This is a genomic window from Flavobacterium agri (assembly GCF_013401995.1).
In the GTDB taxonomy this organism is placed as follows: Bacteria; Bacteroidota; Bacteroidia; order Flavobacteriales; family Flavobacteriaceae; genus Flavobacterium; species Flavobacterium agri.
Genome location: NZ_JACBJI010000002.1, coordinates 558989 through 585169, shown reverse-complemented (window position 1 = coordinate 585169; position 26181 = coordinate 558989). Strand labels below are relative to the sequence as shown.

Annotated in this window: 24 protein-coding genes; 6 read left to right on the top strand and 18 right to left on the bottom strand. The window is 47.2% G+C overall.

All coding sequences use genetic code 11. From position 1 onward, the window contains the following. The 3 genes from HZF10_RS06585 to HZF10_RS17920 are packed head-to-tail and all read right to left on the bottom strand — an operon-like array spanning position 1 to position 2259. A complete protein-coding gene (locus HZF10_RS06585) occupies positions 1-1302 on the bottom strand; it encodes a cytochrome ubiquinol oxidase subunit I (RefSeq protein ID WP_176005404.1) in 1302 nt (433 codons plus the stop codon). Between the two features lie 49 nt (positions 1303-1351). Next, positions 1352-1840, bottom strand: coding sequence for a hypothetical protein (locus HZF10_RS17925; protein WP_217703357.1), 489 nt, complete (start codon positions 1838-1840; stop codon positions 1352-1354). Further along, a complete protein-coding gene (locus tag HZF10_RS17920) occupies positions 1804-2259 on the bottom strand; it encodes an alpha/beta fold hydrolase (RefSeq protein ID WP_217703356.1) in 456 nt (151 codons plus the stop codon). The genes HZF10_RS17925 and HZF10_RS17920 overlap by 37 nt, the downstream gene beginning before the upstream one ends. Positions 2260-2393: 134 nt before the next feature. Between HZF10_RS17920 and HZF10_RS06575 the strand changes: the two genes are divergently transcribed. Further along, positions 2394-2993 (top strand): hypothetical protein, encoded by a 600-nt coding sequence (locus HZF10_RS06575; protein WP_176005403.1) that lies wholly within the window; start codon positions 2394-2396, stop codon positions 2991-2993. Here the strand turns inward: HZF10_RS06575 and HZF10_RS06570 are convergent. The 11 genes from HZF10_RS06570 to HZF10_RS06520 all read right to left on the bottom strand — a co-directional run bounded on the left by HZF10_RS06570 (position 2990) and on the right by HZF10_RS06520 (position 15922). Further along, a complete protein-coding gene (locus tag HZF10_RS06570; protein WP_176005402.1) occupies positions 2990-4105 on the bottom strand; it encodes an ABC transporter permease in 1116 nt (371 codons plus the stop codon). The genes HZF10_RS06575 and HZF10_RS06570 overlap by 4 nt on opposite strands. 44 nt (positions 4106-4149) lie before the next feature. Beyond that, a complete protein-coding gene (locus HZF10_RS06565) occupies positions 4150-5256 on the bottom strand; it encodes an ABC transporter permease (protein WP_176005401.1) in 1107 nt (368 codons plus the stop codon). Further along, positions 5253-5996, bottom strand: coding sequence for an ABC transporter ATP-binding protein (locus tag HZF10_RS06560; RefSeq protein ID WP_176005400.1), 744 nt, complete (start codon positions 5994-5996; stop codon positions 5253-5255). The genes HZF10_RS06565 and HZF10_RS06560 overlap by 4 nt, the downstream gene beginning before the upstream one ends. Further along, entirely contained in the window at positions 5993-6937 is a 945-nt protein-coding gene (locus HZF10_RS06555) for an ABC transporter ATP-binding protein (protein WP_176005399.1), read from the bottom strand. The genes HZF10_RS06560 and HZF10_RS06555 overlap by 4 nt, the downstream gene beginning before the upstream one ends. Next, positions 6915-7814 (bottom strand): HlyD family secretion protein, encoded by a 900-nt coding sequence (locus tag HZF10_RS06550; RefSeq protein WP_176005398.1) that lies wholly within the window; start codon positions 7812-7814, stop codon positions 6915-6917. The genes HZF10_RS06555 and HZF10_RS06550 overlap by 23 nt, the downstream gene beginning before the upstream one ends. Positions 7815-7854: 40 nt before the next feature. Continuing rightward, positions 7855-9105, bottom strand: a complete 1251-nt coding sequence (locus HZF10_RS06545) for a TolC family protein (protein WP_176005397.1) — start codon at positions 9103-9105, stop codon at positions 7855-7857. A 64-nt stretch (positions 9106-9169) separates the two neighbouring features. Next, positions 9170-9796 (bottom strand): TetR/AcrR family transcriptional regulator, encoded by a 627-nt coding sequence (locus tag HZF10_RS06540; protein WP_371315641.1) that lies wholly within the window; start codon positions 9794-9796, stop codon positions 9170-9172. 283 nt (positions 9797-10079) lie between these two features. Next, positions 10080-11780 (bottom strand): sodium:solute symporter family transporter, encoded by a 1701-nt coding sequence (locus tag HZF10_RS06535; RefSeq protein WP_176005396.1) that lies wholly within the window; start codon positions 11778-11780, stop codon positions 10080-10082. 225 nt (positions 11781-12005) lie between these two features. Then, on the bottom strand, positions 12006-13496 hold the full coding sequence (araA, locus tag HZF10_RS06530; protein WP_176005395.1) for an L-arabinose isomerase: 1491 nt from the start codon (positions 13494-13496) through the stop codon (positions 12006-12008). A 30-nt stretch (positions 13497-13526) separates the two neighbouring features. Beyond that, positions 13527-14225 carry an L-ribulose-5-phosphate 4-epimerase gene (locus HZF10_RS06525; RefSeq protein WP_176005394.1) on the bottom strand — a complete coding sequence of 233 codons (699 nt, stop codon included), beginning with the start codon at positions 14223-14225 and terminating at the stop codon, positions 13527-13529. Continuing rightward, on the bottom strand, positions 14222-15922 hold the full coding sequence (locus HZF10_RS06520) for a ribulokinase (RefSeq protein ID WP_176005393.1): 1701 nt from the start codon (positions 15920-15922) through the stop codon (positions 14222-14224). Before HZF10_RS06520 ends, HZF10_RS06525 begins: the two co-directional genes overlap by 4 nt. Positions 15923-16124: 202 nt before the next feature. On the opposite strand from HZF10_RS06520, the gene HZF10_RS06515 reads away from it, so the two are divergent. Together HZF10_RS06515 and HZF10_RS06510 are read left to right on the top strand one after the other, a co-directional pair. Further along, a complete protein-coding gene (locus HZF10_RS06515; protein ID WP_176005392.1) occupies positions 16125-17255 on the top strand; it encodes an MFS transporter in 1131 nt (376 codons plus the stop codon). 16 nt (positions 17256-17271) lie between these two features. After that, entirely contained in the window at positions 17272-19188 is a 1917-nt protein-coding gene (locus HZF10_RS06510; RefSeq protein WP_176005391.1) for a glycoside hydrolase family 97 protein, read from the top strand. Positions 19189-19265: 77 nt separating this feature from the next. Here the strand turns inward: HZF10_RS06510 and HZF10_RS06505 are convergent, their stop codons facing one another. Then, positions 19266-20087: an alpha/beta fold hydrolase gene (locus HZF10_RS06505; RefSeq protein ID WP_176005390.1), complete on the bottom strand. Its 822-nt coding sequence runs from the start codon at positions 20085-20087 to the stop codon at positions 19266-19268. 434 nt (positions 20088-20521) lie between these two features. Then, entirely contained in the window at positions 20522-20806 is a 285-nt protein-coding gene (locus HZF10_RS18215) for a hypothetical protein (protein WP_176005385.1), read from the bottom strand. Between HZF10_RS18215 and HZF10_RS18210 the strand changes: the two genes are divergently transcribed. Together HZF10_RS18210 and HZF10_RS06490 are read left to right on the top strand one after the other, a co-directional pair. Then, a complete protein-coding gene (locus HZF10_RS18210; RefSeq protein ID WP_503328420.1) occupies positions 20696-21226 on the top strand; it encodes a hypothetical protein in 531 nt (176 codons plus the stop codon). The genes HZF10_RS18215 and HZF10_RS18210 overlap by 111 nt on opposite strands. Beyond that, a complete protein-coding gene (locus HZF10_RS06490) occupies positions 21163-21792 on the top strand; it encodes a T9SS type A sorting domain-containing protein (RefSeq protein WP_503328419.1) in 630 nt (209 codons plus the stop codon). The genes HZF10_RS18210 and HZF10_RS06490 overlap by 64 nt, the downstream gene beginning before the upstream one ends. A gap of 1243 nt (positions 21793-23035) precedes the next feature. Here HZF10_RS06490 and HZF10_RS06485 read toward each other — a convergent pair. Together HZF10_RS06485 and HZF10_RS06480 are read right to left on the bottom strand one after the other, a co-directional pair. After that, the gene (locus HZF10_RS06485; protein WP_176005388.1) at positions 23036-23917 is read right to left on the bottom strand and encodes an Abi family protein; all 882 of its coding nucleotides are present in this window, start codon (positions 23915-23917) and stop codon (positions 23036-23038) included. A 356-nt stretch (positions 23918-24273) separates the two neighbouring features. Then, positions 24274-25524, bottom strand: a complete 1251-nt coding sequence (locus HZF10_RS06480) for a hypothetical protein (RefSeq protein WP_176005387.1) — start codon at positions 25522-25524, stop codon at positions 24274-24276. A gap of 144 nt (positions 25525-25668) precedes the next feature. Between HZF10_RS06480 and HZF10_RS17915 the strand changes: the two genes are divergently transcribed. Next, positions 25669-25824, top strand: a complete 156-nt coding sequence (locus HZF10_RS17915; RefSeq protein WP_176005386.1) for a hypothetical protein — start codon at positions 25669-25671, stop codon at positions 25822-25824. Positions 25825-26181 lie beyond the last annotated feature (357 nt).

The window sequence follows — 26181 nt, the reverse complement described above, 5'->3', positions numbered from 1 at the left end:
TCAATCGACTTTTTGGTTCAACACTTTGATCTGTCTGCGCATGAGCCAAATCACGGTAAGCGTCAGGATCGTATACAGCAGTACATAAAACCAGAAACTGTAAATCATTCCGGGCATTGGCGTGACGGCGTCTTTAGTACGCATCACTTTATGGATGATCCACGGTTGACGGCCGACTTCGGTCACGACCCAACCTGCTTCGAGTGCGATGTAACCCGTCGGGGCCAAAATGGCGAACAGCAGCCAGAATTTCGAGTTTTCCCACCATTTGCGTTTCCTCACACTGATAAAATAGAAAAGCGCGGCCAACGCCATGATTCCGCCCATGCCGACCATGACCTGGAACGCATAATGCGGAATCGCGACCGGCGGAAGTTCGTCCTTCGGGAAATCGTTTAGTCCTTTCACTTCGGCATCGAAATCGCCAAAAGACAGGAATGACAAACCTTTCGTAATTTCGATTTTATGCGAAACCGTCTTGTTTTTTTCATCGACGATACCACCAATGTACAGAGGCGCGCCTTTTTCGGTTTCATAATGCGCTTCCATCGCGGCGAGTTTCACGGGTTGGCGTTTGGCCACGTCTTTGGCGGCGATGTCACCGCTTAAAGGTTGCAACAAAGCCGCAATTCCACCAAAAATGATCGCGATATGAAACGCTTTGGCGTGAACCGCCGGATTGTGTTTGCGATATACCTGCCATGCATGGATTCCCGCGACGGCAAAACCCGTGGCGGCAAAAGCGGCAAGTGTCATATGCAAGGCTTGAGAAAACCAGGCATCGTTGAGCAAGGCTTTGACCGGATCGATATTGACGTATTGTCCGTTGATATAATCGAAACCCGAAGGTGCGTTCATCCAACTGTTGGCCGACACGACCAAAATTCCCGAAGCGACACCCGAAACGCCTACGATGACTCCGGTAAGCCAATGGAATTTTTCGTTGATTTTGTTCCATCCGTACAGATAAAATCCGATGGCGAGCGCTTCGACGAAAAAAGCAGCACCTTCCAATGAAAAAGGCATCCCTATAATCGGTCCGGCGTGCTTCATGAATCCGGGCCAAAGAAGTCCTAGTTCGAATGAAAGCGCTGTTCCGGAAACGGCTCCGGTAACGAAGAAAATCGCGACGCCTTTCTGCCAGGCTTTGGTCAGCGTGAGGTAAATCGGGTTGCGCGTCTTGAGCCATTTGAAGTGGGAAACGACCATAAAAAATGGCATGACCATTCCGATACAGGCAAAAACGATATGAAACATCAGGGTAAAAGCCATCTGTAGCCGGGCGGCGTCGAGGTTGTCCATGGCAAGCGTGTTTGATTGCTATAAATTTACGGCTTGAAGCTCAGGAAAACTAATCAAATGACCGGATTTTCTCACCCAAATAAACCATCGCTTCAGCATAGGTTTCGATTCCGTGGCCGACATTCGCAAAAACTTTGGTTTCGCAAAGGCTTTTCAAGTGGATTCGAGCATTCCGGATCGATTTATCGGCAGGGAAAAGCAAATCGGAATCACCCAAAAGCAAATAAGTTGCAACGCTCACATCGTCGAGTTCATTAGCCATGAAATACGGCTTCTGGGATCGGTCGTTGTATCGTTTGAGCGCAAAGACTTCGTAGTCGATGAGAAGTTCCTCGGCCAATGGCGACAAACCGTGATCGGGTTTCGAGAAAATGGCCGTGTCGAGAAACCGTCGCACATTCTTACTCGTCGGACTCACTATGGGAAGCAGATTCGCAAACAGGTTTTTGACCGACATCGAAAACGGCTGCAGACAACCCGGATTGAACAGGAATGCAGCTTTTACCTTTTCGGGATTCGTGATCGCGAGTTCATGCACACCAAACCACCGAACGACGCACCGGCCACAAAAGCTTTTTCTATTTCTAAACCTTCCAAAACCTGGGCGGCCCAACGTCCGTAATCGAGCGACTTGATGTCGGGTGTGAAACCGTCGCTGAGATTCGGAAGGCCGTTGGTCTCGACCATATAAATTTTAAGATCGACTTTGAGATGGTCGAGGTTTTTGTCGAAATCCCAAAACAAGCAAGTGGTTCGTGCGCCGGGAAAAATGACCAACGTTTCGGATGGGTTTTCGCAAGTGCTCCAAGACCAAACGTGTGTTTTTCCTAAAGTCGTACGCACGACATGCCGGCCGTATCGTCTTTTGTTGGCATGCTCGAGGCGTTTTACCCAATCTTCGAAATAGGCCACGTCTTGTTTCTCATCTTTGAAATGAGATTGTCTTTTGATTTGCATTGTGTCGATTGATGATTGATGATGCTTCATAAGACGCAACTTTTTGCCTTTTGTATCAATTCTGGCGTGGTTTAATGTATTTCTTCTTGAAAATATGGATGATTTTGAGGATTAGGATTGATATAATGATTGTCATGATGTTATTATTTTTTAGATTTTTATCATTGAGTTTATTTCGTGAAAGCTGCGCTTTCACTTTTTGCTTCACCTGCCGGTGGGGCTTTCTTTTGCTTCGCCGCAAAAGAAACAAAAAGGCGGAGCGTCGCACAAAATCGACTAATAGGAAGTTTTTATTTTATTTTCGGCTTGCAAGCTGCGCCAAAAATCCTTCTAAGAAAGTCTGTTGTATGTCTTTGACGGAAGTGCTTCCAGATTTCTCCTTCGTCGAAATCAAACGTTCTTCAAAGGAAATACTTTCCAAAAACACAAACCGTTCTTTCGGAGACGCATTTTCCAAAGCGCAGCGATGGAAAATGCCAATAAGCGCTTCCGAATCCCAGCGCCATGAGCGCGCAGGCGGGCATCTGACGCCACGATGGTTTGGAAAAAGCGAAAAGCTGTTTGAGCGCAGCGAGTTCTTTTCGCTTCCAAACCGTGTGGCTGTCAGGTCGCCTTCGCGGTCGCGCCAAAGGCATTTTTGTTTCTTTTGTTGCCAGACAAAAGAAAGCCTCACTGGCAAGCGAAACCTTCCAGCAAGCGAAGCTTGCGCAGAAACAAAAAAACCAAAGTTTTAATTCGTCTTACGATAATTAAGAACCGCCCAACCGTTAAGGAAAATCCCCAAACCGAGTACAATTGCAAAATGCGGCAAAATGTTATGCAGACTGCTTCCTTTGAGCATCACCATCCGCATCACCTCAACCAGATAACGCATCGGGTTGAATCGGGAAACGGTTTTCGCCCAGGCCGGCATGCTGTCAATCGGTGTGAACAATCCTCCGAGAAGAATGAAAATGAGCATGAAAAAGAACATGATAAGCATTGCTTGTTGCTGGGTTTCGCAAAATGTGGAAACGAGTAATCCGAAGCCTAACGCCACGAAAAGGTACAATGCGATGAACGTATACATCACGAACACATTGCCTTCCGAAGTAATCCCGTAAACGAGCCACGCCAAAAACAATCCGACGGTAAAGACCACGTTGGCCAACACCCAAAACGGCAACAGTTTCGCGATGATGAAATGGTGTTTTTTGATCGGCGTCACGTTGATCTGCTCGATCGTGCCGATTTCCTTTTCCTTGACGATGTTAAGCGCCGTCTGGAATCCGCCGACGAGCGTCACCAGAAGCGCGAGGATTCCAGGAACGAAATACAGCTTGTAGTTCATGTGGATGTTGAACCAATTCGACGAAGCGACATCGATCTGAGGTGCGACGTTGCCCGAAGACGAGCCCGTTTCCACACGGATATCGTTGTTATAGTTCGAAATGATCTGCAACAGGTAACTCGAACCCAATCCGGCTTTGCTGCCGTTGATCGCGTTTACGGCTACGAAAAGCTCTTCGTGATCTTCTTTTATGAGGTTCTTTTCGAAGCCTTTCGGGATTTCAAGCACAACATCCGAGGCATCGCTTTCTATGTTTTTATACGCCTGATCGTAGCTTTCGTCGTAGCTCACGAGCTTGAAATAACCCGAACCCGTGACTTTGGAAATCAGTTCTTGCGACATGTCCGAACGATCGTGGTCGACTACCGAAAGATTGACGTTCTTGACTTCGTAGTTCGCGGCAAACGGCAACAACAGGAATTGTATCGTAGGCACGACGAACGTGATCACCAAAATCGCTTTGTCGCGGAAAATCTGGCGGAATTCTTTTTGTATGAGGAATAGTATTGTTTTCATGATGATTTCAGGTTTACAGATTTACAGATTCGCGGATCATCAGATTACTCGAGACGGATCTTGAATTTCTTGAGCGCGACGAAGAACAGCACACAAGTCATGCCCGCGAGGATCAAGGCTTCTTTCCAGATCGAGGAGAATCCAAGGCCTTTTATCATCACGAATTTCACGATCGTGTAATACCATTTGGACGGCACGATGTTAGAAATCACCTGCAACAACGTCGGCATGTTTTCGATCGGGAACATGAATCCGCTGAAAATCATCGTCGGCATAAGCATCCCGACCAACGAAATCAGCATGGCTACCTGTTGCGATTTGGCGATGTTCGAGATCAGCAATCCCAAACTGAGACAGCAAACCATGAACAACATGCTCAAAAGCACAAGCAACAAAATGCTGCCTTTGATCGGAAGACCGAGTACGAAAACACTCATCAGTAAAATCGTCACAAGGTTCACCATAGATAAGGTCAAGTACGGAAACAGCTTCGCAAAAACCACCAAAATCGGTTTGAACGGCGACACCAAAAGGATTTCCATGGTGCCGAATTCCTTTTCACGAACGATCGAAATCGCGGTCATCATCACACAGATCAACATCAACACCATCGCCATGACGCCAGGCACGAAATTGTGCTCGCTCTTCAATTGCGGATTGAAAATGTTGCGCACTTCGGTCGAAATCCGATACGGAATCCTGGTATTTTGCGCGAGTTCTTCCTGATACGATTTGATGACCGAAGTCGCATAGTTGAGTACCGTCGTTGCCGTATTCGGGTCGGAAGCGTCTGTAATCACCTGGATTTGCGCTTTGTTCGTGTGTGATAGATCGGCGTTGAAATTCGCAGGGAAAATAATCGCGGCCTTGATTTTGCCGTCGCGGAAATTCTCCAAAATCTCATTATGTGACAACGGCGCTTTCTCGATATCGAAATAATGGCTCGCGTACATTTTGCCGATGATAGCCTGCGAAGCCTCGTCCTTTGCGTTGTCGACGACGATTACGGGTGAATCCTTGACTTCGTTCGTCAATGCGAATCCGAACAATAAAACCTGTACGACGGGCATGCCGAAAAGGATGAACAACGTACGCTTGTCGCGGAAAACGTGATAGAATTCCTTGCGCACGAATACAAAAAACTGTTTCATGAGTCCGAACGTTTTGCGGCTCGCGCCAGTTGATAGAATACTTCGTCCATGTTGTCTGTGTGGAATTGGGCTTTGAGTTCCGATGGCGAACCCAGCGCTTCGATGCGGCCGTCGACCATCATCGAGATGCGGTTGCAATATTCGGCTTCGTCCATGTAATGCGTGGTTACGAAAACCGTGATGCCGCGATGGGCCGCGTCATAGATCAGATCCCAGAACTGACGGCGCGTCACGGGATCGACGCCTCCGGTCGGTTCGTCGAGAAACACGATTTTGGGTTCGTGGAAAATCGAGACCGAGAACGCGAGCTTTTGTTTCCATCCTAGCGGAAGCGAACCGACGAGCTTTTTCGACTCGTTTTCCAATCCTAATTTTTCGATGAGCGATTGGCTTTTCTCACGGATTTCCTTGCGCGACATGCCATAGATTCCGCCGAACAATTCGAGATTTTCCAAAATCGTCAAGTCGTCGTAAAGCGAGAATTTCTGGCTCATGTAACCGATGTTCTTCTTAATTTTCTCGGTCTGTTTGAACACGTCGAAACCCGCGACCATGGCCTTTCCCGAGGTCGGGTGCGACAATCCGCACAGCATTCTCATGGCCGTGGTCTTGCCTGCCCCGTTCGCGCCGAGGAATCCGAAAATCTCGCCTTTGTAGACTTCGAACGAGATTCCGTCCACCGCATGGAAATCACCGAAGATCTTGCTCAGTTTTTCGGTTTGTATGACTATTTCTTTCATGATTGCAGCATTTTGATGAAGGCGTCCTCGATGTTCGGCACGACGGTTTTCGTCTCGATTCCCGACAAACCTTTCTGTTTCAGGAATTTCTCAAGGTCGGATGCGTTTCCGGACTTGAACGACACGTGCGCGAATTCCCCGAAAGCATAATGCGCTTTGATGTTTTCGTACTGCGGAAGCGTCCTGAGCAAGTCGTACATATTGTTTGACCGAACCGCGAAAAGTGTGTCGGGATACGCTCCGATGATGTTGTCTGGCGTGTCGAGCGACAGGATTTTTCCGCCTTGGATCAGCGCGATGCGGTCGCACATCGTGGCTTCGTCCATATAAGGCGTAGAAACGACGATCGAAATCTCCTGCTCTTTCAACCGTTTGAGCATTTCCCAGAATTCCTTTCGGGAAACCGGATCGACTCCTGTTGTCGGTTCATCGAGAAACAAGACGGTCGGTTTGTGGATCAGCGCGCAACACAACGCGAGTTTCTGTTTCATTCCGCCCGATAATTTCCCGGCGCGTCTGGTCTTGAACTTTTCGATCTGCACGTAAATGTCTTTGATCAAATGATAATTTTCTTCGACCGTCGTTCCGAAAAGCGTCGCGAAAAAATGCAGGTTTTCGGCTATCGTCAAGTCCTGGTAAAGCGAGAACCGTCCGGGCATGTAGCCGACCGTATTACGGATTTGGCGGTAGTCTTTGACGATGTCGAATCCGTCTACCGTTGCCGAGCCCGAATCTGGGAACAGCAGCGTCGTGAGCATGCGGAAGATACTCGTCTTGCCTGCCCCATCGGGTCCTATCAATCCGAAAAGCTCACCTTTCTTGACCTCAAAGCTCACTGAGTCCACAGCCAAAACTTCCTTGTTCTTGCCATAGGTTTTCGTGAGATTCTGCACGGAAACAGAAATCCCGCGTTGCTGTTCAGTTGAATTTAAGCTCGCCATACATCCCGATTTTTAACAGTCCGTCGTTTTTCACTTTCACTTTGATCGCGTATACCAGATTCGAGCGCTCGTCTTTGGTTTGGATGGTCTTGGGCGTGAATTCGGCTTTGTCCGAGATCCACTCGACGACGCCTTCGGTCTGTTTGTAGCCGTTCGCGTCTACATCGGTGAAAACCTTGACTTTCTGCCCAAGTTTCAACTGTGCGAACTGGTCGCCCGAAACGTAGGCGCGGAGCGTGATGTAACTCAAATCGGCGATTTTATAAAGCGGTTTCCCGACCGACGTGATCTCGTTTTCCTCGGCATATTTCACGATCACGCTGCCTTTGGTCTCGTTGACGATTTTGGAACGCGACAACTGATCGTTGATCTGCTCGATCTGTACCACCAACGATCGTGCTTCGTCGCTCAAACTCGCCGACGTATTGCCTAAAGATGTTTGTTGGGCCGTGATTTTCTTTCGTACGATTTCGATGTATGAAGTCGCGTCGTCGAGTTGTTTCTGAGTCGCGGCGTCGGCTTTTACCAAGTTCGCGATGCGGTTCCTGTCGCGTTTGGCCTGCAGCAATTCTTCTTGCAAAGACGCGACTTCGACGGCGATTTGCGGTTTTTTGGAAAGCACCGTCTTGATTTGGGCTTCAAGCTGTTTTTTCTTCAGATAAAGCTGCATCGTATCGATGTAACCGACGGTTTGTCCGGCTTCCAAAATCTGGCCTTCGTCTATTTTGAATTGTTTGATCGGTCCGTTTGCGTCGGCCGAGACGATGGTTTCGACGGCTTCAAATGTTCCGGTGGCGTCAAATTCGTTGTCGTTGTTGTTGCATCCGATAACGGCAAGCGAAAGGAAAATCGTGATTTTTTTGATGAATGATTTCATTGTGAACTGTTTTATGTGAAATGTGAGATGTTGATTCGGATTAGTTTCCGGTGGTCGTTTTCTGGTTGTATTGGGCGAGCAGCAATTCCATTTCGTGGACGGCTTTGTCCTGACGCGATTCGTTCTCGTTGTTGACTTCCTTGAGGTAATCGCTCGATGTGATCACACCGTTTTCGAGCTGTGCGGCCGACGCTTTCTTGACGTTGTTGCGCAGTTTGACGATTTCGTCGTCCGAAACGAGCAATTGCTGGTATTTCTCTATGTCGGAATTCTGCTGCTTCACTGTTTGGTCGATGTTGAAAAGGAAGGTTTCCTTATCGGCTTCAAGCGTCATCTTGTCCAGATCGATGAGCTGCTTTTTCTTTTTGGTCGTATACAACCCGCCGAATGACCAGATCGTCTTGATGCCGCCGTAGTAATACGAATTCCAGCCTTCTTCAAGGAAATTCAACGCAGGGTTTCCGGCTCCGGCCTGCACGAACAGATTCACTTTGGGTTTGTTTTCCGTAGTGATCGACTTCTTGCCCAATTCGAGCAATTTGTCGTGGGACGCGTACATCGAAAGTTCGGGACGGTTGATTTCGAAAGCGGCCAACGGAGTCGTCGGTTTTTCCAAAATCACATCCTGCGAAAGTTCGCGGTTCACGAAAAGCCCGAGCATTTGCAGATAGGCTTTGCGGTTGCTCCTGAGCTTGGTTTGCTCCTGACGTACTTTGAGTTCCTCGGCTTTCAACACGTCGGCATTCGAGCGGAAAGACGTTCCGTTGGCGATTTGCGCGTTTACCGTTTTGAGGCCGATCTTGATGTCTTCGAGCGTGAGTTCGTTCTGGCGAATCTTCTCGTCTCCTACCAAAATCCCGAAATACAACTGGTTGATGCGTTCGCGCAACGTGTACAATTCGACTTCGAGCGTCTTGCGTTCCAAGTCTCGTTTGGCCCTTTCGGTCTCTTTTTGGTTGCGGATGTTGCCGCCGTCGAGAAGCACCTGATCCATCTGGATATACGCCTTGTATTGGTCCTTGTTCTGGGTCGGCATGTCGACTCCCGGAATGCTACCCGGAAACTCGACCACATCGGACTGGTACGTCGTTTGGCTGTTGAACGAGAACTGAGGCAGATACGCTTTGGATATGTTCGACAGCGTATACGATTCGCTTTTGGCGATCAGTTCGCGTTTCTTGCTCAACGGATAATTCGCCTCGGCTTCCTTTTGGCATTGGTCCAACGTAAGGTTTTGGGCGGTTGCCAGTAACGAAACGTTGAGAAGTAAAAGAAAAATCCATTTTTTCATTTTTAAACAGTTTAATTAATAATTCATTTTAATCATTTGATTAACGATAGGACAAAAAAAGGTGCTAGCAGTTCAGCACCGCGTCAATCCACTGCGGGATGAGCTTCTTTCTTTCTTCCATCAGCATGGCGAACATCACGTCGGTCTGCTCGTCATTTCCCGGGAAAAGGATCGGCTTGGACACGAACGGGAACACGAGCATTCCCATAATACTTGTCATGAGCTGATACGGATGGATGTCGGGCCTTCTTTCCTGCAGCTGCTTCACCAAAGAAGAACTTGCCATGACTTCGGCTATGTTAAGCGACTGGGCGAAACGCTCCGGATTGTTTCTCACTTCACTCAACACAAATATGGGCAGATCGGGGTTCTGCAATAACAAATCGATGTAACCGTTGGCGATCTTTTCGATTTTTTGTTCGATCGAAAGACTTTCGTCGGTCACGATCGGGAAAACCAAACCGAACATGAGCTGCACTTTTTCCTGCATGATCTGTGCGAAAAGCTTTTCCTTGCTGCGGAAGTAATAGTTGAGCAACGCAAGGTTGATCCCGGCTTCTTCGGCAATGTCGCGCGTTCTTGTCGCGGCAAAGCCCTTTCGTGTAAAGACAACGCGTGCTGCTTCCATAATTCTTTCTTCGGTAGAAATATCTTTATCTCCCGCTTTCTGGTTCACTGATTTTTTTGGCAAAATTAGGACGGATTAAAATATGAAACAAGTTTTTTAATCAATTGATTAAAATAATTTTTAAAAAGACGTTTTAATCGATTGGAAAAATACTTTAAAAAATGCTTGACTGATGCGGGTTTGCGAAGATTTAACAGAATTTATCCTTCATCGAAAAAAATTTCCGAAATGAAAATCGATTCTTACAACTCTGATTTACAGCCATTTTTACGAAATCCTTTTCGCCAGCCGCAAACAAAAAAGCCCTCGACATCCGAAGGCTTTTTAGTACTATATAAGTAAGAGGTTACCAGAATCTCGCGTACAAAGCCACGACGAGCAACAACGTGACGACGATGAGCGCCAACGTCGAAGGTGCGACCTTGAACATCGATTTGTCGAGCTCGAACGCCTTCGGATTCACTTTCGGTCCGAACAAACTCATCACGATCATGAGCAGCATCGTAAAGAAGAACGCCCAGCCCATACAAATGTGGAACGGGATTTCCCATCCGCCTTTTCCGTTCGGGAACGCCGTGTACAACCAGGTTTCGTGTCCGAACAATTCGGGTGCGTAGTTGTTGAACAATACCGACAAGGCGAAACCGGTGATCACACCCGCGATCGCCGCGGCACCAGTCGTGCGCTTCCAGAACATCCCGAGGAAGAACATCGCGAACACACCCGGACTGATAAAGCCCGTGTATTTCTGGATGAACGTAAATCCGCCTTCGCCGCCGATTCCTAGCAAATCGTTCCAAGTCAATCCGATAGATAAAATCATGGCGGCCACGATGGCGATACGCCCGATGTTCACGAGTTTTTTCTCACCCGCGGTCTTGTCGATGTATTTTTTGTGGATGTCGAGCGTATAAATCGTTGAGATACTGTTCGCTTTTCCGGCCAAAGACGCTACGATCGCAGCGGTTAGTGCTGCCAATGAAAGCCCTTTCATCCCTGTTGGAAGGAAGCCGAGAATTGCAGAATACGCGTTGTCGGCGTTGAAATGTCCGCCCGGTGCCATTTCGGCTTGCAAACCTCCGTTCTGGTAGATTACATAAGCCGCGATTCCCGGAAGCATCACGATGATCGGCATCGCGAGTTTCATGAATCCGGCGAACAAAATCCCGGTACGCGCGGTTTTCAGATCGGCTCCAAGCGCACGTTGGGTGATGTATTGGTTACAACCCCAATAATTGAGGTTCACGATCCACTGACCCGCGAAATACATCGCGATTCCTGGCAACATCAGGTATTTGTTGATTTCCGATTGAGGCGAATTTACCGTCGGCTTGTCTATCATCATCTTGAAATGGTCGGGCGCGGCTTCCATCATCTTGTTCCATCCGGCAAGCGCGTCGTGGCCAAGCCCAAAATGGTCGCTCACCAAAGTAAGCGCGATGTAGGTCGTGGCCAATCCGCCGATGACGAGCACGACGACCTGGATCACGTCGGTGAATCCGATAACCTTCATTCCGCCAAGCGTGATGATCAATGCGAAAATCGCCATGACGATGATGATCAGGTGGAAATTACCGCCTCCGGCCATGTTGTCGATCGCGATCGCGCCGAGATACAGAATCGAAGTCAGGTTCACGAAAACGTACAAAAACAACCAGAAAATGGCCATAATCAGACTCACGCTTTCGTTATACCGCGTCTCGAGGAACTGCGGCATCGTAAAAATCTTGTTCTTGAGATAGACCGGAATGAACCAAACCGCCACGATGATCAGCGCGATGGCCGCGACCCATTCGTAGGCCGCAACCGCAACACCGACGAAAAAACCGTTCCCCGACATGCCGATGAACTGTTCTGCAGAGATGTTCGATGCGATCAACGAAGCACCGATCGCCCACCACGTAAGTGAACCTTCGGCAAGGAAAAAGTCTTTGGAATCTGAAACGCCTTCGCCTTTTTTCTTCTTGTAAATCCAGTAGCCGTAGCCCGCGACTACGAAAAAGTAAATGATGAAAATGACGTAGTCAATGGTTGCGAATTTACTCATAACGTTTGGGTTGGTTTATTCTCTATTTTTTTGGCATTTTTTATTCCCGAGCACATCGGAAATACCGATAAAGGCTCACTTTAAAAAATGTCGGAAACCTTGGTGGTTCAGGGTTTCCGACAATATCAATAATTAACTATTGTCTATTTTTATTATGTATTGTCTATTAAACCGGCACGAGATTTCGACCTACGCCAATAAACAATATCAATAAAAAATAAAAAATCACTTGTAAGCCGCGTCGTTCCAACGGATTTCGTTGCGGAACTCGGCGAGCCTGGTATCTTTTCCGATGAGCAGGAATTCGATCCCGGCCATTTCGGTAAAATCGCGGATGATCTCGCTCGACAGGTTCTGGCTATAGGCCGTGTGATGCGCTCCTCCGGCGTAAATCCAGGCGGCGCAACCGGTTTTCATGTCCGGATACGGTTTCCACAAAACTCTTGCGACAGGCAAATGCGGCAATTCGTCCTGCACGTCTACGGCTTTTACTTCGTTGACGATCATGCGGAATCGGTTGCCCATATCGACAAGCGATGCATTCAAGGCTTCTCCGCCAGCCACGTTGAAAACGAGACGGGCCGGATCTGCTTTACCTCCGATTCCGAGCGGATGCACTTCGAGACTCGGTTTCGTAGCCGCCAAAGACGCATCGATCTCGAGCATGTGCGATCCCAAAACCAATTCGTTGTTCGGGTCGAAATGGTAGGTGTAATCTTCCATAAAGCCGTTTCCGCCTTCAAGCCCGGAACCCATCACTTTGAACGCACGTACGAGTGCTGCCGTTTTCCAGTCGCCTTCGCCCGCGAATCCGTAACCGTCGGCGAGCAAGCGTTGCACCGCCAAACCAGGCAATTGGACCATGCCGTGAAGGTCTTCGAACGTGTCGCTGAAACCTTTGAATCCGCCATCTTCAAGGAACTTGCGCAACCCGAGTTCAATCCGGGCCGCTTCGTAGACAGAAGAATGTTCGCTTCCGCCGCGGCGCAAGTTATCGGAAACGTCATATAATTTTTCGTATTCCCCTACCAGTTTTTCTATATCGTTTTCGGAAATTTTAGAAATGATGTCGACCAAATCGCCGATTCCGTAAGAGTTTACAGAGAACCCGAACTGCAATTCGGCTTCGACCTTATCGCCGTCGGTCACGGCCACAAAGCGCATGTTGTCTCCGAAACGAGCGAACTTCGCTCCTTGCCAATCGTACCAACCGGCGGCGGCACGCGTCCAATCGCCGATTTGCTGCTGAACGTCGTCGGCTTGCCAATGTCCTACAACCACTTTGCGATTCTTACGCATGCGCGACACCATGAAACCGAATTCGCGGTCGCCGTGGGCCGACTGGTTCAGGTTCATGAAATCCATATCGATGGAATTCCACGGAATGTCGCGGTTGAATTGGGTGTGAAGGTGCAACATCGGCTTGTTTAGGATCGCAAGCCCGCGAATCCACATCTTCGCAGGTGAAAACGTATGCATCCACGCGATTATGCCGATTACGTTCTCGGTCGTATTCGCCGCCAGAAGCGTGTCGTAAATTTCCTGTGTCGTCTTCACCGTAGGCTTGAAAACGACGCGAACCGGGATTTTGCCCGAAGCATCGAGCCCCGCGGCTATGGCTTTTGAATGTTCGGCCACTTGGGCAAGCGTTTCTTCTCCGTAAAGGTGCTGGCTTCCGGTGACGAACCAAACTTCAAATGTTTTGAGATTTGTCATAGTGTTGTAAATAGAGGTTGTCTGTTTGATTTATTGGCCGTAATACGAATCGGGGCCGTGTTTTCTTTCAAAATGTTTTTTGATCAGGGAATCTTTGAGACGAGGCGCTTGCGGATTGATCTGTTCGGTCAAAAGCGCCATTTTCGCTACCGTTTCGAGAACCGCCGAATTGTACACCGCTTTCTCGGGAGTTTTTCCCCAAGTGAAAGGCGCATGGTTTCCGACGAGTATCATCTCGACTTCTTCGTAACTCAAATTGCGTTCCTCGAAACAATTCATGATCTGGAACCCCGTTTCATATTCGTAATTGCCCTGGATCGATTTGTCGGCCATCGGTGCGGCGCACGGAATATCGACGGTTAAATGATCGGCGTGCGTCGTTCCGAAAATCGGGATGTCGCGTTGCGCTTGGGCCCAAGCCGTTCCGTAAACCGAATGCGTGTGTACGATGCCGCCGATTTTTGGCCAGTGCTTGTACAAAACCGCGTGGGTTTTCGTATCCGATGACGGACGAAGGTTGCCTTCGACCGTGTTTCCGTCAAAATCGACGATGACCATGCTGTCGACGGTCAAATCTTCATACGGAACGCCCGACGGTTTGATCGCGAACACACCGAGTTTGTGGTCGGCGGCGCTCACGTTTCCGAACGTAAACAACACCAATCCGAGTTTCGGAAGCTGCATGTTCGCGTCGTAAGCGGCTTTTTTTATATGATCGTATTGGCTCATACCGAAACGGTTTTTTGCGCTTTCGCGGATGTCTGTCCGACGACGAATCCGCCTAAAGCTTTGTATTGTTCGTATCGTTTTCTGTAAATCGCGAAGTTCTTTTCGTTGGGTTCGTAGGTCACGTCGAAACCGCGCCCCATGGCTTGCATCGCTTCTTCGACCGTATCGTAAATTCCGGCGGCGACCGCAGCGAACATAGCCGCACCGAGTGCGCAAGTGTGCTTGAATTGGTGGATGCGGATCGGCATTTCGAGTACGTCGGCCATCATTTGCATCACGAATGGCGACTTTTTGGCGACGCCGCCGATTCCGATGATGCCTTTCACGGGAACGCCTTCTTCGATGAATCTGTCGACGATGGCTTTTGCACCGAAACACGTCGATTCGGCCAACGCGCGGAATACTTTCGGCGCATCCGACCCGAGGTTCAACCCAGAAATCGCGCCTTTGAGCAATTGGTCCGCGTCTGGAGTTCGCCTGCCGTTCAGCCAGTCAATTGCAAGTTCGTTGTGTGTTTCGATCGGAAGCAAAGCCGCCTGGCGCGAGAGTTCAGGGATTATTTTGTCGGCGATTTCGTCTTTGAGCGCTTCGGCGGTTTTCTTGTCGACGATCGCCGAACTCGCCAAAAGGTTGTCGAGCGGCCACAAAAGCAATTTCTTGAACCACGCATACACGTCGCCGAAAGCCGATTGTCCGGCTTCAAGTCCGGCCATTCCCGGGATTACCGAACCGTTGACTTGGCCGCAGATGCCTTTTACGAGTTTGCCTTCGACGTCTTCGTTCGGGCATACCAAAATGTCGCAAGTGGAGGTTCCCATCACTTTCGACAAATGATACGGCTCGATTTGTCCGCCGACCGCACCCATGTGGGCATCGAACGCGCCGACACCGACGACGACGTCTGTTGACAAGCCGAGTTTTTGCGCCCATTCCTGCGAAAGGTTTCCGGCAGCGACATCGGATGTATAGGTTTCTGAAAAGAGTTTATCTGTAATTCCGTTCAGGATCGGATCGAGTGACGAAAAGAATTCCTGAGGAGGCAGACCTTCGAATTCCTCTGCCCATAAGGCTTTGTGACCCGCGGCGCATCTGGAGCGTTTGATTTTTTTGACGTCGTTTCCGCCAGTGAGCAAAAACGGGATCCAGTCGCAATGCTCGACCCATGAATGTAGCGCATTTTTGACGGCAGTGTCTACGCGGACTGTTCTGAGCAACTTCGCCCAAAACCATTCCGAGGAATAAATCCCGCCTACGTATTTAAGGTAATTGATGTCGAATTTGGTCGCGTGTTCGTTGATTTCGGCAGCTTCTCCCGTTGCCGTGTGGTCTTTCCACAACACGAACATCGCATGCGGATTTTCGGAAAACGCAGGTAAAAGCGCGAGTGGCGTCCCTTTTGCGTCGACGGCAACCGGAGTCGAGCCCGTGGTGTCTACCGAAATACCTTTGATGTTTTTGGCGATTTCAGATCCGCCCGCTATTTGGATGCAATCTTTAATGGTCGCTTCCAAACCTTCGATATAATCGAGCGGATGCTGACGGAATTGGTTCTCGGCCGGATTGCAATACAGCCCTTGTTGCCAGCGCGGATAATTGAAAACAGATGACGCCAATTCCGCTCCGTTGGCGGCGTCGATGATGACCGAACGCACCGAATCGGAACCGTAATCGACACCTATGACATAGTTCTTGTCCATGATGAATTTCTATAAGTGTCAAAATAACACTAATATTTTCACATAAACAAATATGCCGGTCAAAAATTAACAATCGCGTAATTTGAGCGTAAATTATTGGCATTATTGTAGAAAGGCGAGATTTCCCGTATCGATTCGGCAATTGCTTTGAATCGAAGCAATATTAACGTGTGTTATTTACACTTATTTGTATATTTGAGCCATGACCTATTCTCCGCGCACGTATCGCATTACAGTTTCGACCTTGTTTTTCATGGCCGGCCTGTGCTTTTCGAGTTGGGCTTCGAGAATCGCGACAATCCAACAGAGCTTAGGTTTGAATGAGGCCGGATTGGGTGCCGTACTCTTCGCCTTGCCCGTCGGATTGATGCTGTCGTTGCCGCTTTCGGGTTGGGCGGTTTCCAAAATCGGAAGCCGAAAAGTACTCGCGGCATCGCTTACCTTATACGGATTGATGCTCGTGTGCCTCGGATTGGCCAACAGCGTCACCCTATTGATAGTGTGCCTGATTTTCTTCGGGATGGCGAGCAACGCGGTCAACATTTCGGTAAACACGCAAGCCGTCGCGACCGAAAATCTGTACCCGAAACCTATCATGGCGTCGTTTCACGGTTTGTGGAGTTTGGCAGGATTCGTCGGAGCGGGAATCGGCACGTTCATGATCGGAAACAACGTCGCTACGTTGACACATTTTTTGATTATCGGCGGAATCGTTTTGGTCGCCGTCGGAATCTGCTGGGCGTTTCTGCACGACGACAACGGCAAATCGGAACGCGGCCCGGCATTCGTCAAACCCGACAAATTCCTGATTACGCTTGGCGCTATCGCTTTTTGTTCGATGATCATCGAAGGCGCGATGTTCGATTGGAGCACGATTTACTTCAAAAAAATCGTCGGAGCAGAAAAAGGCTGGATCGGCGCGGGTTATACGGCCGGCATGTGCGCGATGGCTTCGGGACGATTCGTCGCCGATTGGTTCTCTCATAAATTCGGGCTCAAAAGAACGCTGCAAATCAGCGGTTTATTAAGTCTTTCCGGATGTATGATCGCCGTAATCTTTCCGATATTGATTCCCGCGATGCTCGGTTTCCTGTTGATCGGCGCCGGAATTTCGTCCGTCGTTCCCATGGTGTATTCGGCAGCAGGAAAATCTGAAACCATGCAACCCGGGCCGGCGATCGCAGCCGTTTCTACGATCAGTTTTACCGGATTTCTGATCGGTCCGCCGATGATCGGTTTTATCGCCGAAGCCTCGAACCTAAAAATCTCATTCCTGTTCCTGGCCGCGATGGCCGTTTGCGTGATTGTCTTTACGACACGCGCCAAAATCTGAATCTAACAACCTCAATATGAAAAAGTTTCTATCCCTTTTTTGTTTCCTGTTTGCCGTAACGATTTCGGCCCAAAACTCCGGAAGCGTGAAAAGCCCGGACGGCTCCATTTCGGTGATATTCGGTATGAATACGGACAGCCAGCCTTACTATTTGGTACAGAAAAACGGCAAAACCGCAATCGGCGCCTCGCGTTTGGGATTGGTGCGAAAAGACGGCGATTTCTCGAAAAACATGACCGTAATTTCGATTTCTGCCGATGCGAAAATTTCGGAGCATTACCAAATGTCCGTCGGAAAGCAAAAGAGCGTTTCGTACGCCGCAAACCAGAAAACACTTCGCCTTAAAAATGGTTCGGGACAAAAAATGGACATCGTTTTCAATGTTTCGGACGATGGTTTCGCGTTCCGATACGTGTTTCCCGAAACTTCATCGGATGTGAAATACATCACGGAAGAAATCTCGACTTTCAGCTTCAAATCGTCCGCGAAGGCATGGCTACAACCGATGTCGAAGGCGCAAACGGGTTGGGAACACTGCCATCCGTCTTATGAGGAATACTACCTGAAAAATGTTGCGATCGATACAAAATCGCCAATCGGGCAAGGTTTTGTCTATCCGGTTTTGGTCAAGGACGGACCGAATTGGATTGCGCTCACCGAAGCTTCCGTCGAGAAAAACTATTGCGCAAGCCATCTCGATTACGACGAAAAACTCAAGGCGATGCGCGTCGTTTTTCCGCAACCTGAGGAAGTTTTCGCGAAAGATGCGCCGCTTTATCCGCAATCGAAACTGCCTTGGGAAACGCCTTGGCGCGTGGTGGCTTTGGGTTCGCTCGCCACGGTCGTGAATTCGACTTTGGGAACGGATTTGTCGCCCAAGTCGCGTCTTTCGGACACTTCGTACATCAAAGCCGGGCCGGCCGCATGGAGTTGGGGAATCTACAAAGACGACGGCACGAACTACGAATTGCAGAAGACCTTTATCGAATACGCGTCGAAAATGCGCTGGCCGTACGTTTTGATCGACGCCGATTGGCACATCAGGATCGGCATGGACCGCATCAAGGAATTGGTGGCTTTCGGGAAACAGAAAAACGTCAAACTGATTTTGTGGTACAACTCGGCAGGCGACTGGAACACGACGCCTTATGGACCGAGAGGGAAATTCCTCACCGCCGAAGGTCGCGAATCGGAATTCAAGATACTCGAAGAAATAGGAATCGCAGGTACGAAAATCGACTTTTTCGGTGGCGACGGACAATCGTTCATGCAGTATTACATCGACATTCTCGAAGCCGCGGCAAGACACAAGATCATGGTGAATTTCCATGGTGCGACGCTTCCGAGAGGTTGGGAAAAAACGTATCCGAACCTCATGACGGCCGAGGCGATCAAAGGTTTCGAGTTCGTCACGTTCACCCAGGAAGGCGCAGACCTGCAACCCGAACATTGCGCTACGATACCGTTCACGCGCAATTTGTTCGATCCTATGGATTTTACGCCGATGTGCCTCGACAAAATCCCGAATATCAACCGCAAGACGACTTCGGCTTTCGAACTCGCGTTGCCGACATTGTTCCTTTCGGGCTTCCAACACATTGCCGAAATTCCTGACGGCATGGCCAAAATGCCCGATTACGTCATCGAATATTGCAAGGATTTACCGATGCTTTGGGATGAATCGCGCCTTGTTTCGGGCTTTCCCGGAAAAGATGTCGTCATGGCAAGGCGTCGTGGCAACGATTGGTTCGTGATGGGAATCAACGGGGAAAATTCGGCTAAGGAAATCGAGGTCGATCTTTCTTTCATCGGCGACCGAAACGGATTCATGATCACCGACGCCGCAGATTCATTGTTTGAAAAGTCACCTGTCAAAGCAGGGAAAACCCGCGTCAAGATGAAGCCTTACGGCGGATTCGTGATGAAATATTAGATCCGGAATTTCAAACTCCATAAAAAAAGCTGCAGAGATAGGACGCCTGCAGCTTTTTGTTTATCCGTAAATCTGGTTTATGACCGGATAAATTCCAAAAGATCGCGATTGATCGTATCTCTTTCGGTGGTCGGCATACCGTGCGGGAATCCCGGATAGGAAATCAGTTTTCCGTTTTTGAGAAGCTTGGCCGAACGTACTGCGGTCAATTCGAAAGGCACGATCTGGTCGTCTTCGCCATGCAACAGCAAAACGGGAACGTCTACGCTTTTGAGGTCTTCGGTAAAATCGGTTTCCGAAAAGGCCTTGATGCACTCGTAATGCGCGTTGATGCCGCCCATCATGCCTTGACGCCACCAGTTTTGTCGTACGGCTTCCGAAATTTTGGCTCCGGGGCGGTTATAACCGAAAAACGGCATCGTGAAATCGTAATAATATTGGGCGCGATTGGTTGCCGTATTCAAGCGGATCTCGTCGAAAACCGACATCGGGATGCCATCCGGGTTTTGCGGGTTTTGAGCCATGATCGGCGGAACGGCGCTGATCAAAACCGCTTTGGCGACGCGTCCTTTGCCGTGTTTGGCCACATAACGGATCACTTCGCCTCCGCCTGTGGAATGTCCGATGTGGACGGCGTTCCTCAAATCGAGCGCTTCGGCAAGTTCGGCGACATCCGATGCGTAGGTATCCATTTCATGCCCTCCCGAAGCCTGGGAAGACCTGCCGTGACCGCGTCTGTCGTGCGCGATGACGCGAAACCCTTTTTGCAGGAAGAACATCATCTGTCCGTCCCAATCATCGCCCGATAAAGGCCATCCGTGGTGAAAAACCAACGGTTGCCCGCTTCCCCAATCTTTGTAATACAAGTCGGTGCCGTCTTTTAGTCTAAGTGTACTCATAGTCTTTTGATTTAGATTATTACTCCCTGAAAGTTAGCCATTTATAGACGACAAGACAATGTCCTCAATATTATTTTTTCGGTTTTCGGGTGAATAGCGGTTTTGTGCCGACGAGGATGTGTTTTCATTGGCCAAAGCCCAAAATACCTTACAACGCTACCCGATTGCAAAAGCCGTAGCGGTTTTGAGGAATCCGCAAAAAGGAGTTTTGCCGTGATACTTGCACTTGAGTGCGCTTTGAGTGCCCTTTGACTACCCTTTGACTACCCTTTGACTAGGCTTTGACTAGGCTTTGACTACGGTTTGGATAGGCGTTGGTCTCTGGGGCGTTGATTGAGGATTCGGCAACGAAATCGGAAATTTACCGAAAAAAGAAAGTTATGCGGTCACTGTCCGCTTTTACGTCGATCGTATGCCTCCGCTTCATTCTTCTGCTATCTTTGCGTGCAAATAAAAATGCGATGAAACGTTTTTCCCTCCCTTTTTTGCTGTTGTTTTTCCTCCATACGACGCAGGCACAGATGGCCACCACGTTCGCCGGAGGCAGCAACGGCTATCTCGACGCGACCGGGACCGCCGCCAAATTCCGGGACATCTTCGGCATCTGCGTGAACAGTGCGGGCACCCTTTACGTGGTGGATAACGGCAACCACCGGATCCGGAAAATCACGCCCGAGGGCGAAGTAAGCACGTTCGTGGGCAGCGACACCGCAGGCCATGCCGACGGTGTCGGGACGGCCGCGCAATTCGATTACATCAGGGGCATCTGCGTGGATGCCGCAGGCACGCTGTACGTGACCGAATATTACAGGGTCAGGAAGATAACACCCGAAGGCGTCGTGACCACGCGCTTGCAGGCGGGGAAAATCAAGGCTATGTCGACGGCCCGGGCAGCAGCGCACAGTTTTTCGGGCTCATGGGCATCTGCGTCGACGCCGCCGGAACGATTTATGTGGCCGATTCGAGCAACAACCGCATACGCAAGATCACGCCTGCCGGTGTCGTCAGTACGCTCGTCGACGGCACATCTTTGTTCATCTCGATACACGACCTTTGCATCAACAACGCCACGGGCATGCTGTTCGTCACCGACCGCTACGCACACAAAATCTACAAAGTCACCCCGACCGGCGCCATAAGCACGTTCGCCGGAAGCGGCGTCATGGGCTACCAGGAAGGCACAGGCACCAACGCCAAATTCAGTTTCCCGTACTGCCTGTGCATCGATGCCTCGGGCAACCTGTACGTGACCGACAACACCTACCTGATCCGCAAGATCACCCCGGCCGGCGTCGTGACCACCCTTGCCGGCGGCCCCGGAGGCGACCAGGACGGCATAGGCACCGCAGCCCGCTTCGGCAACCTCGAAGGCATCTGCGTGAACACCCAGGGCACCCAATACGTCGTCGACATCCAGCACCGCAAAATCCGAAAAATCTCGAATTCTTTAGGTGTGGACGATGCGGCACGGTTGGATGGTATGAGGTTATACCCTAATCCTGTGAAAGGGATTTTGAATGTAGAGTTGGAAGGTTTTGGCGGAGGTTTGGTTAGTGTGGTGGATTTATCAGGCAAGGTGGTTTATTCGGGAGCCGCTCAAAATCCTGTTACGACGATCGATACAAGTACCCTTGCTAAAGGGGTTTATTTCGTAAAGGTGACGGAAGGTGGTGAGATGGAGATGGGGAAATTTGTGGTGGAGTAATTGCCCCTTTTTGAGGTTGAGTATGGTCCATTAGACCCTATTTTCTTATTTCATTGTGCTTTTTTTAAATTCTCATTTGGAAATCACATCCGCTTTTTGCAGCCCACTACAAATCTTGTTTTCATGAATATTATTTATCGAAAAATGAACAGACAGTATTGATATTTAAGACATCTTCAAAATAAACGTCATCAATCGTATTTTTTAAGCCGATTTTGTAGGTGGAACAAGAAGATTATTTACATCTAAATGATTAACCGGATGAAGTTTTCCATTTTCATTTTCTTCATCATAGTCATAACGGATATATGAAGGCTCGAACATCATAATTTCCTGCAACAAACTAAGGCCAGAACGATGCTATCGTCTAAGTCAAATACGATGTCCATTGAAGAGAAATTCAATGACGTAGATGAAAAATTGATAGTGATGAGGAGATTATTCTTTTATCGATAACAGTTCCAGTATAGGTAGTGATTTCTTGAACATTCAATTCGTCAACAATAACAGTGAAAGGAAAACCGAAACTGTAGAATTTTTTACCGCTGTAATAGAAGGTTTGACTCATTTTATCAGCAACCAAGCGCAGAAATGGATTTTTATTATCAAACTTTTCATCTAATTCAATAGTAATAACCTTGCTGTATATAATATTGTTTTTGCATAATCTAGCTTAGTCCTAAAATCCTGATAAGGACAAAGAACGGTGGCAATTGCGATTGTTAGTTTGTTCATAATTGGTCGGTTTTATCTATCCGAACCCTAAGACAGCGGTTATTATAAACAAACAGCTGGGTTCTAAGCGCGTGCTCAAAGCCCGGGATTTCTTGGCCTACCCATATTCCAAAGCACAAAGCCGTCACTCACTCCTTGGCATGAGCGATAGGACAATTGCCTTATGGAATATGCAAGGGTGGAAACGGCCAAGTTTCGGGTTTCCACGACAAAGCTAACGCTTGCGATATTTTCAGACGGCTAAGATAATGATTCGATCCAAATTTATATTATACGATATGTGCTGTCGTACGATATTCGCAATATGGATATAAAAACAAAAAGAGCCTCCCGTTAAGGAGAGCCTTACCTGTGGTAGTAGTACCTAAGCAGTATAAATAGAAAACCCGAAGCATGTTCGGGTTTGTCATCATTTTTTAGAGTGCATTACTGATGCTTGTTCAGTAGGGCACTTTCATCGACAAAGGTATACAATCAGAATTAATATCCAAATCTTTATAACAAAACTTTACCACTGCTTTTTATAAACGTAACCTATCTGATTTTCAACAAGTTTTCTTATTACTGGTTTATTTTTTTGACGGTTAAAAATCTTCTCCAAAGACTCGTTCATTTCTAATCGTCTGTTTTCGGACATGACACCTAAAAAATATTCGATGACCTTTATAGCCGACCCAAGTGAATGGTAGTTTTCATTATCGTAGGCTATCATCGGCAACAAAGGAACGCCTTTAGGTAGTGTCATGTCGAAAATAACGCCTCCGTGCGAACACATGTTCCTTACGAACTTTATCGTCTCAAGAAAGTTCGTGAATTTAGATATGTTCCGTATGCCATACTCCATGGCTATCTTATTTTTTATATCTCCATCCTTTAAAGATTTGAATATTTTCAATGTCGTACCGAAAGTAAAGAACTCTATCGTTTTCCACGCAGGCGCATACTTGTCGTTGATGTACTTCTGGTGATGAAGCCTTATCGGGATATGGTTCTTTTTGAAGTCCTCGTTATAATACTTGCTTATTGTATTTATGAAGCTTTGCTCAACAACTTTTGGATTTATAAACCATGTAGGCGAATCGACGTATTCGTTCGAAACATGATATACGATCTTGGTTCTGAAATTTATTTCTATCCGGTTCAGGAACTTGGTCAACACATGTCTCAAATCGCAATCCAAATAATACAATTCGACGGCATTTGAGAAGGTTGTGCCTTGCTTGAAATTGTGATCCTTATCTATTTCGAACGGATGCCAATAGAAACCTAATCTGTAGTATCCTATATCTAAAAGTATCTCTTTTACTTTTTCGACTGGAATGTCGAGTATCATTCCGCGTTTTTGCAACTTTTCAATCTGTTGTTCAATCGTATTCGCCTCTTTACCCATTTTAAGCTGTTTGGTTTCCAAATATAGCAAACTGCGAATATGATATATTTATAATGTCGCAAATTTTATTACATAAAGATTATAAAACACCAAGACCCTTCCTTTCGAAAGAGTCTTGGTGTGGTAATAAAAAAGCCGCTATTAAGCGGCTTATATGTCTTAAGTAAATAAAACTTTTAGTGCTTTATCTCTTTACATTTTTTTTGTGCTTCTGACAATTCGGACTCAACAATTTCAATCAGTTTGTCAGACACAAAATCCGAAATTTCATCGACGTCCACGTCATCTTGACCAATGAATGGTGTGTTTTTTCTTTCGCTAAATTTGGAATAATAAACTCTAAAATTGTCCATAACCTATTCAAAATATTTCTTTAAAAACGATTGGTTTATTTCGGCATCAAAATAATGTTTCCGTTTCATCCAAACGAATCCGTCGCCTTTTGAAATTATCGCCACGTCTACCGGACCTCCTACGCTTTCTTCGGCAAAAGTAATCCTTCGTTTGAGATAAGTCAAATATATTAAACTTTCCGCCATTTCGGACAAGTCTTCTTTAGCTAAATTAGCTACAGCATTTATTAACGGCGTTACATGATGTTTCTGCTTAATTGCACTATTTAAATTCCTGAACTCTTCTCCAAGCTTTACTATTGAAACGTTCCTCACCATCATTGCCATAGGCGTATTCCCTCCTAGTGCCGTCGCTATTGCTTCTCCATATTTTTGCAATGTCTTTTCAAAGTTTGAAACTAAAATCTTTTCCAAATTAGGGTCAATACCTTGTAATATGGTATCTATAACGTCAGTTTGCGCGAATGGCCGTATAGCGGCATTTACCATGTGCCCGATTGTTGCCCTTTTTTTATCTATTATATAACACCTTAGTTTATTATCGATAACCATGCTGATATTCATAGGTATCATAGAGGGGAATATCTCGTTATCTCCAAATCCACAAAATATCAATCCCGTATGATCTATGCCGTCTTCCTGCTTGTTTATAAGCATAAACATGAACTTCTTATATTGGGTAAATATTTCGTCAGTAATGGACGGGTCTGATAGAACGCTTTTTCGAATCTCATCAAAAGCGTCTTTTGTGTATGAATCAAATTGTTCATAAGTAAACCCCGCCAACCCCTCAATTTGTCCAGCCGTAGAAAGTATTCGTTCGATGATAGACATTGCAGATTTTAATCTTGTGGCTATACTTGTTCCGGGTTGTTCTTTTTTCTCTGGTTTTTGTATTATAGCCATAGAAAAGTTGACCAAGAAATGGTGCGTGTGTATTTTTTGTATTTCGTTGTTTAAAAAGTAATTTTTGGTCTTCAAAAATTTCAGAAAATCCTTTTGATATTCCTCAAGACTTCCGAACGATTTCTTCTTTAAATTATTCCTGTAAACTTTTATTATTGTTTCCCATGGGATTCCCATAAGAGAAGCCGAATTATATATTATGATACCTACGGGGTGGTATTTTGAAAGGGTAAAAATTTTGTTGGCTTTATTAAATATCTTCTTTCCGGTATTGGTGGTTACTGTCACCGCACTATCTGCGGCAATCGCTATAGCTTGCTTGTTGAGTATTCCAACTACTGCTGTCATAAATATTGGTTTGGTTAGTAAATACAAAATCTCCATTACACGCCTCTACGGGTGTCAATGGAGATTTTAGTTAATCCAAACGTAACGAAAGTTTTACATAGACACAAATTTTATTACATTTAGTCAAATCAAACGTACAAACCCATGAGAAAAACAGATCTAATTACATTTACGGCAACCAATGATAAAAGGGTAACGATTTCAAAACCTGCCGTCGTAGCCATTCATGAAATGTCAGATGAGGATTATACAAAGATATTCTTAGGACACGAAAGCTTTTTGGTACAGCATTCATATTAAGAAGTAATGAGAATGCTTTTTCCAGAAAGTACTTTTGATAGTAAGTCAATAGGATAAAAATGCCTATTTTTACCGCTTCCGGCATTCCCGATTCACTTCCGAATAACGGGTTTGTCAATTGGTTTTCAATATATTGGTTTCCTGTCATTACGCTTGAAAAAGTACTTATAAATCATCTTTTTCGAAAAACTCGTGCAGTTTTATAATTTTGATTACGGCGGCCTTTCCGTTTATACATTCAAGCTAGCCAATTAATTACTCCTCTTCTCTAACCAAAACCTCCCCACACACCACACCCCTTTTTCCAAAGCTTGCGGCGGAAAAATAAAAACCTTTCCGCTTCCGCCGCGCCGTTAA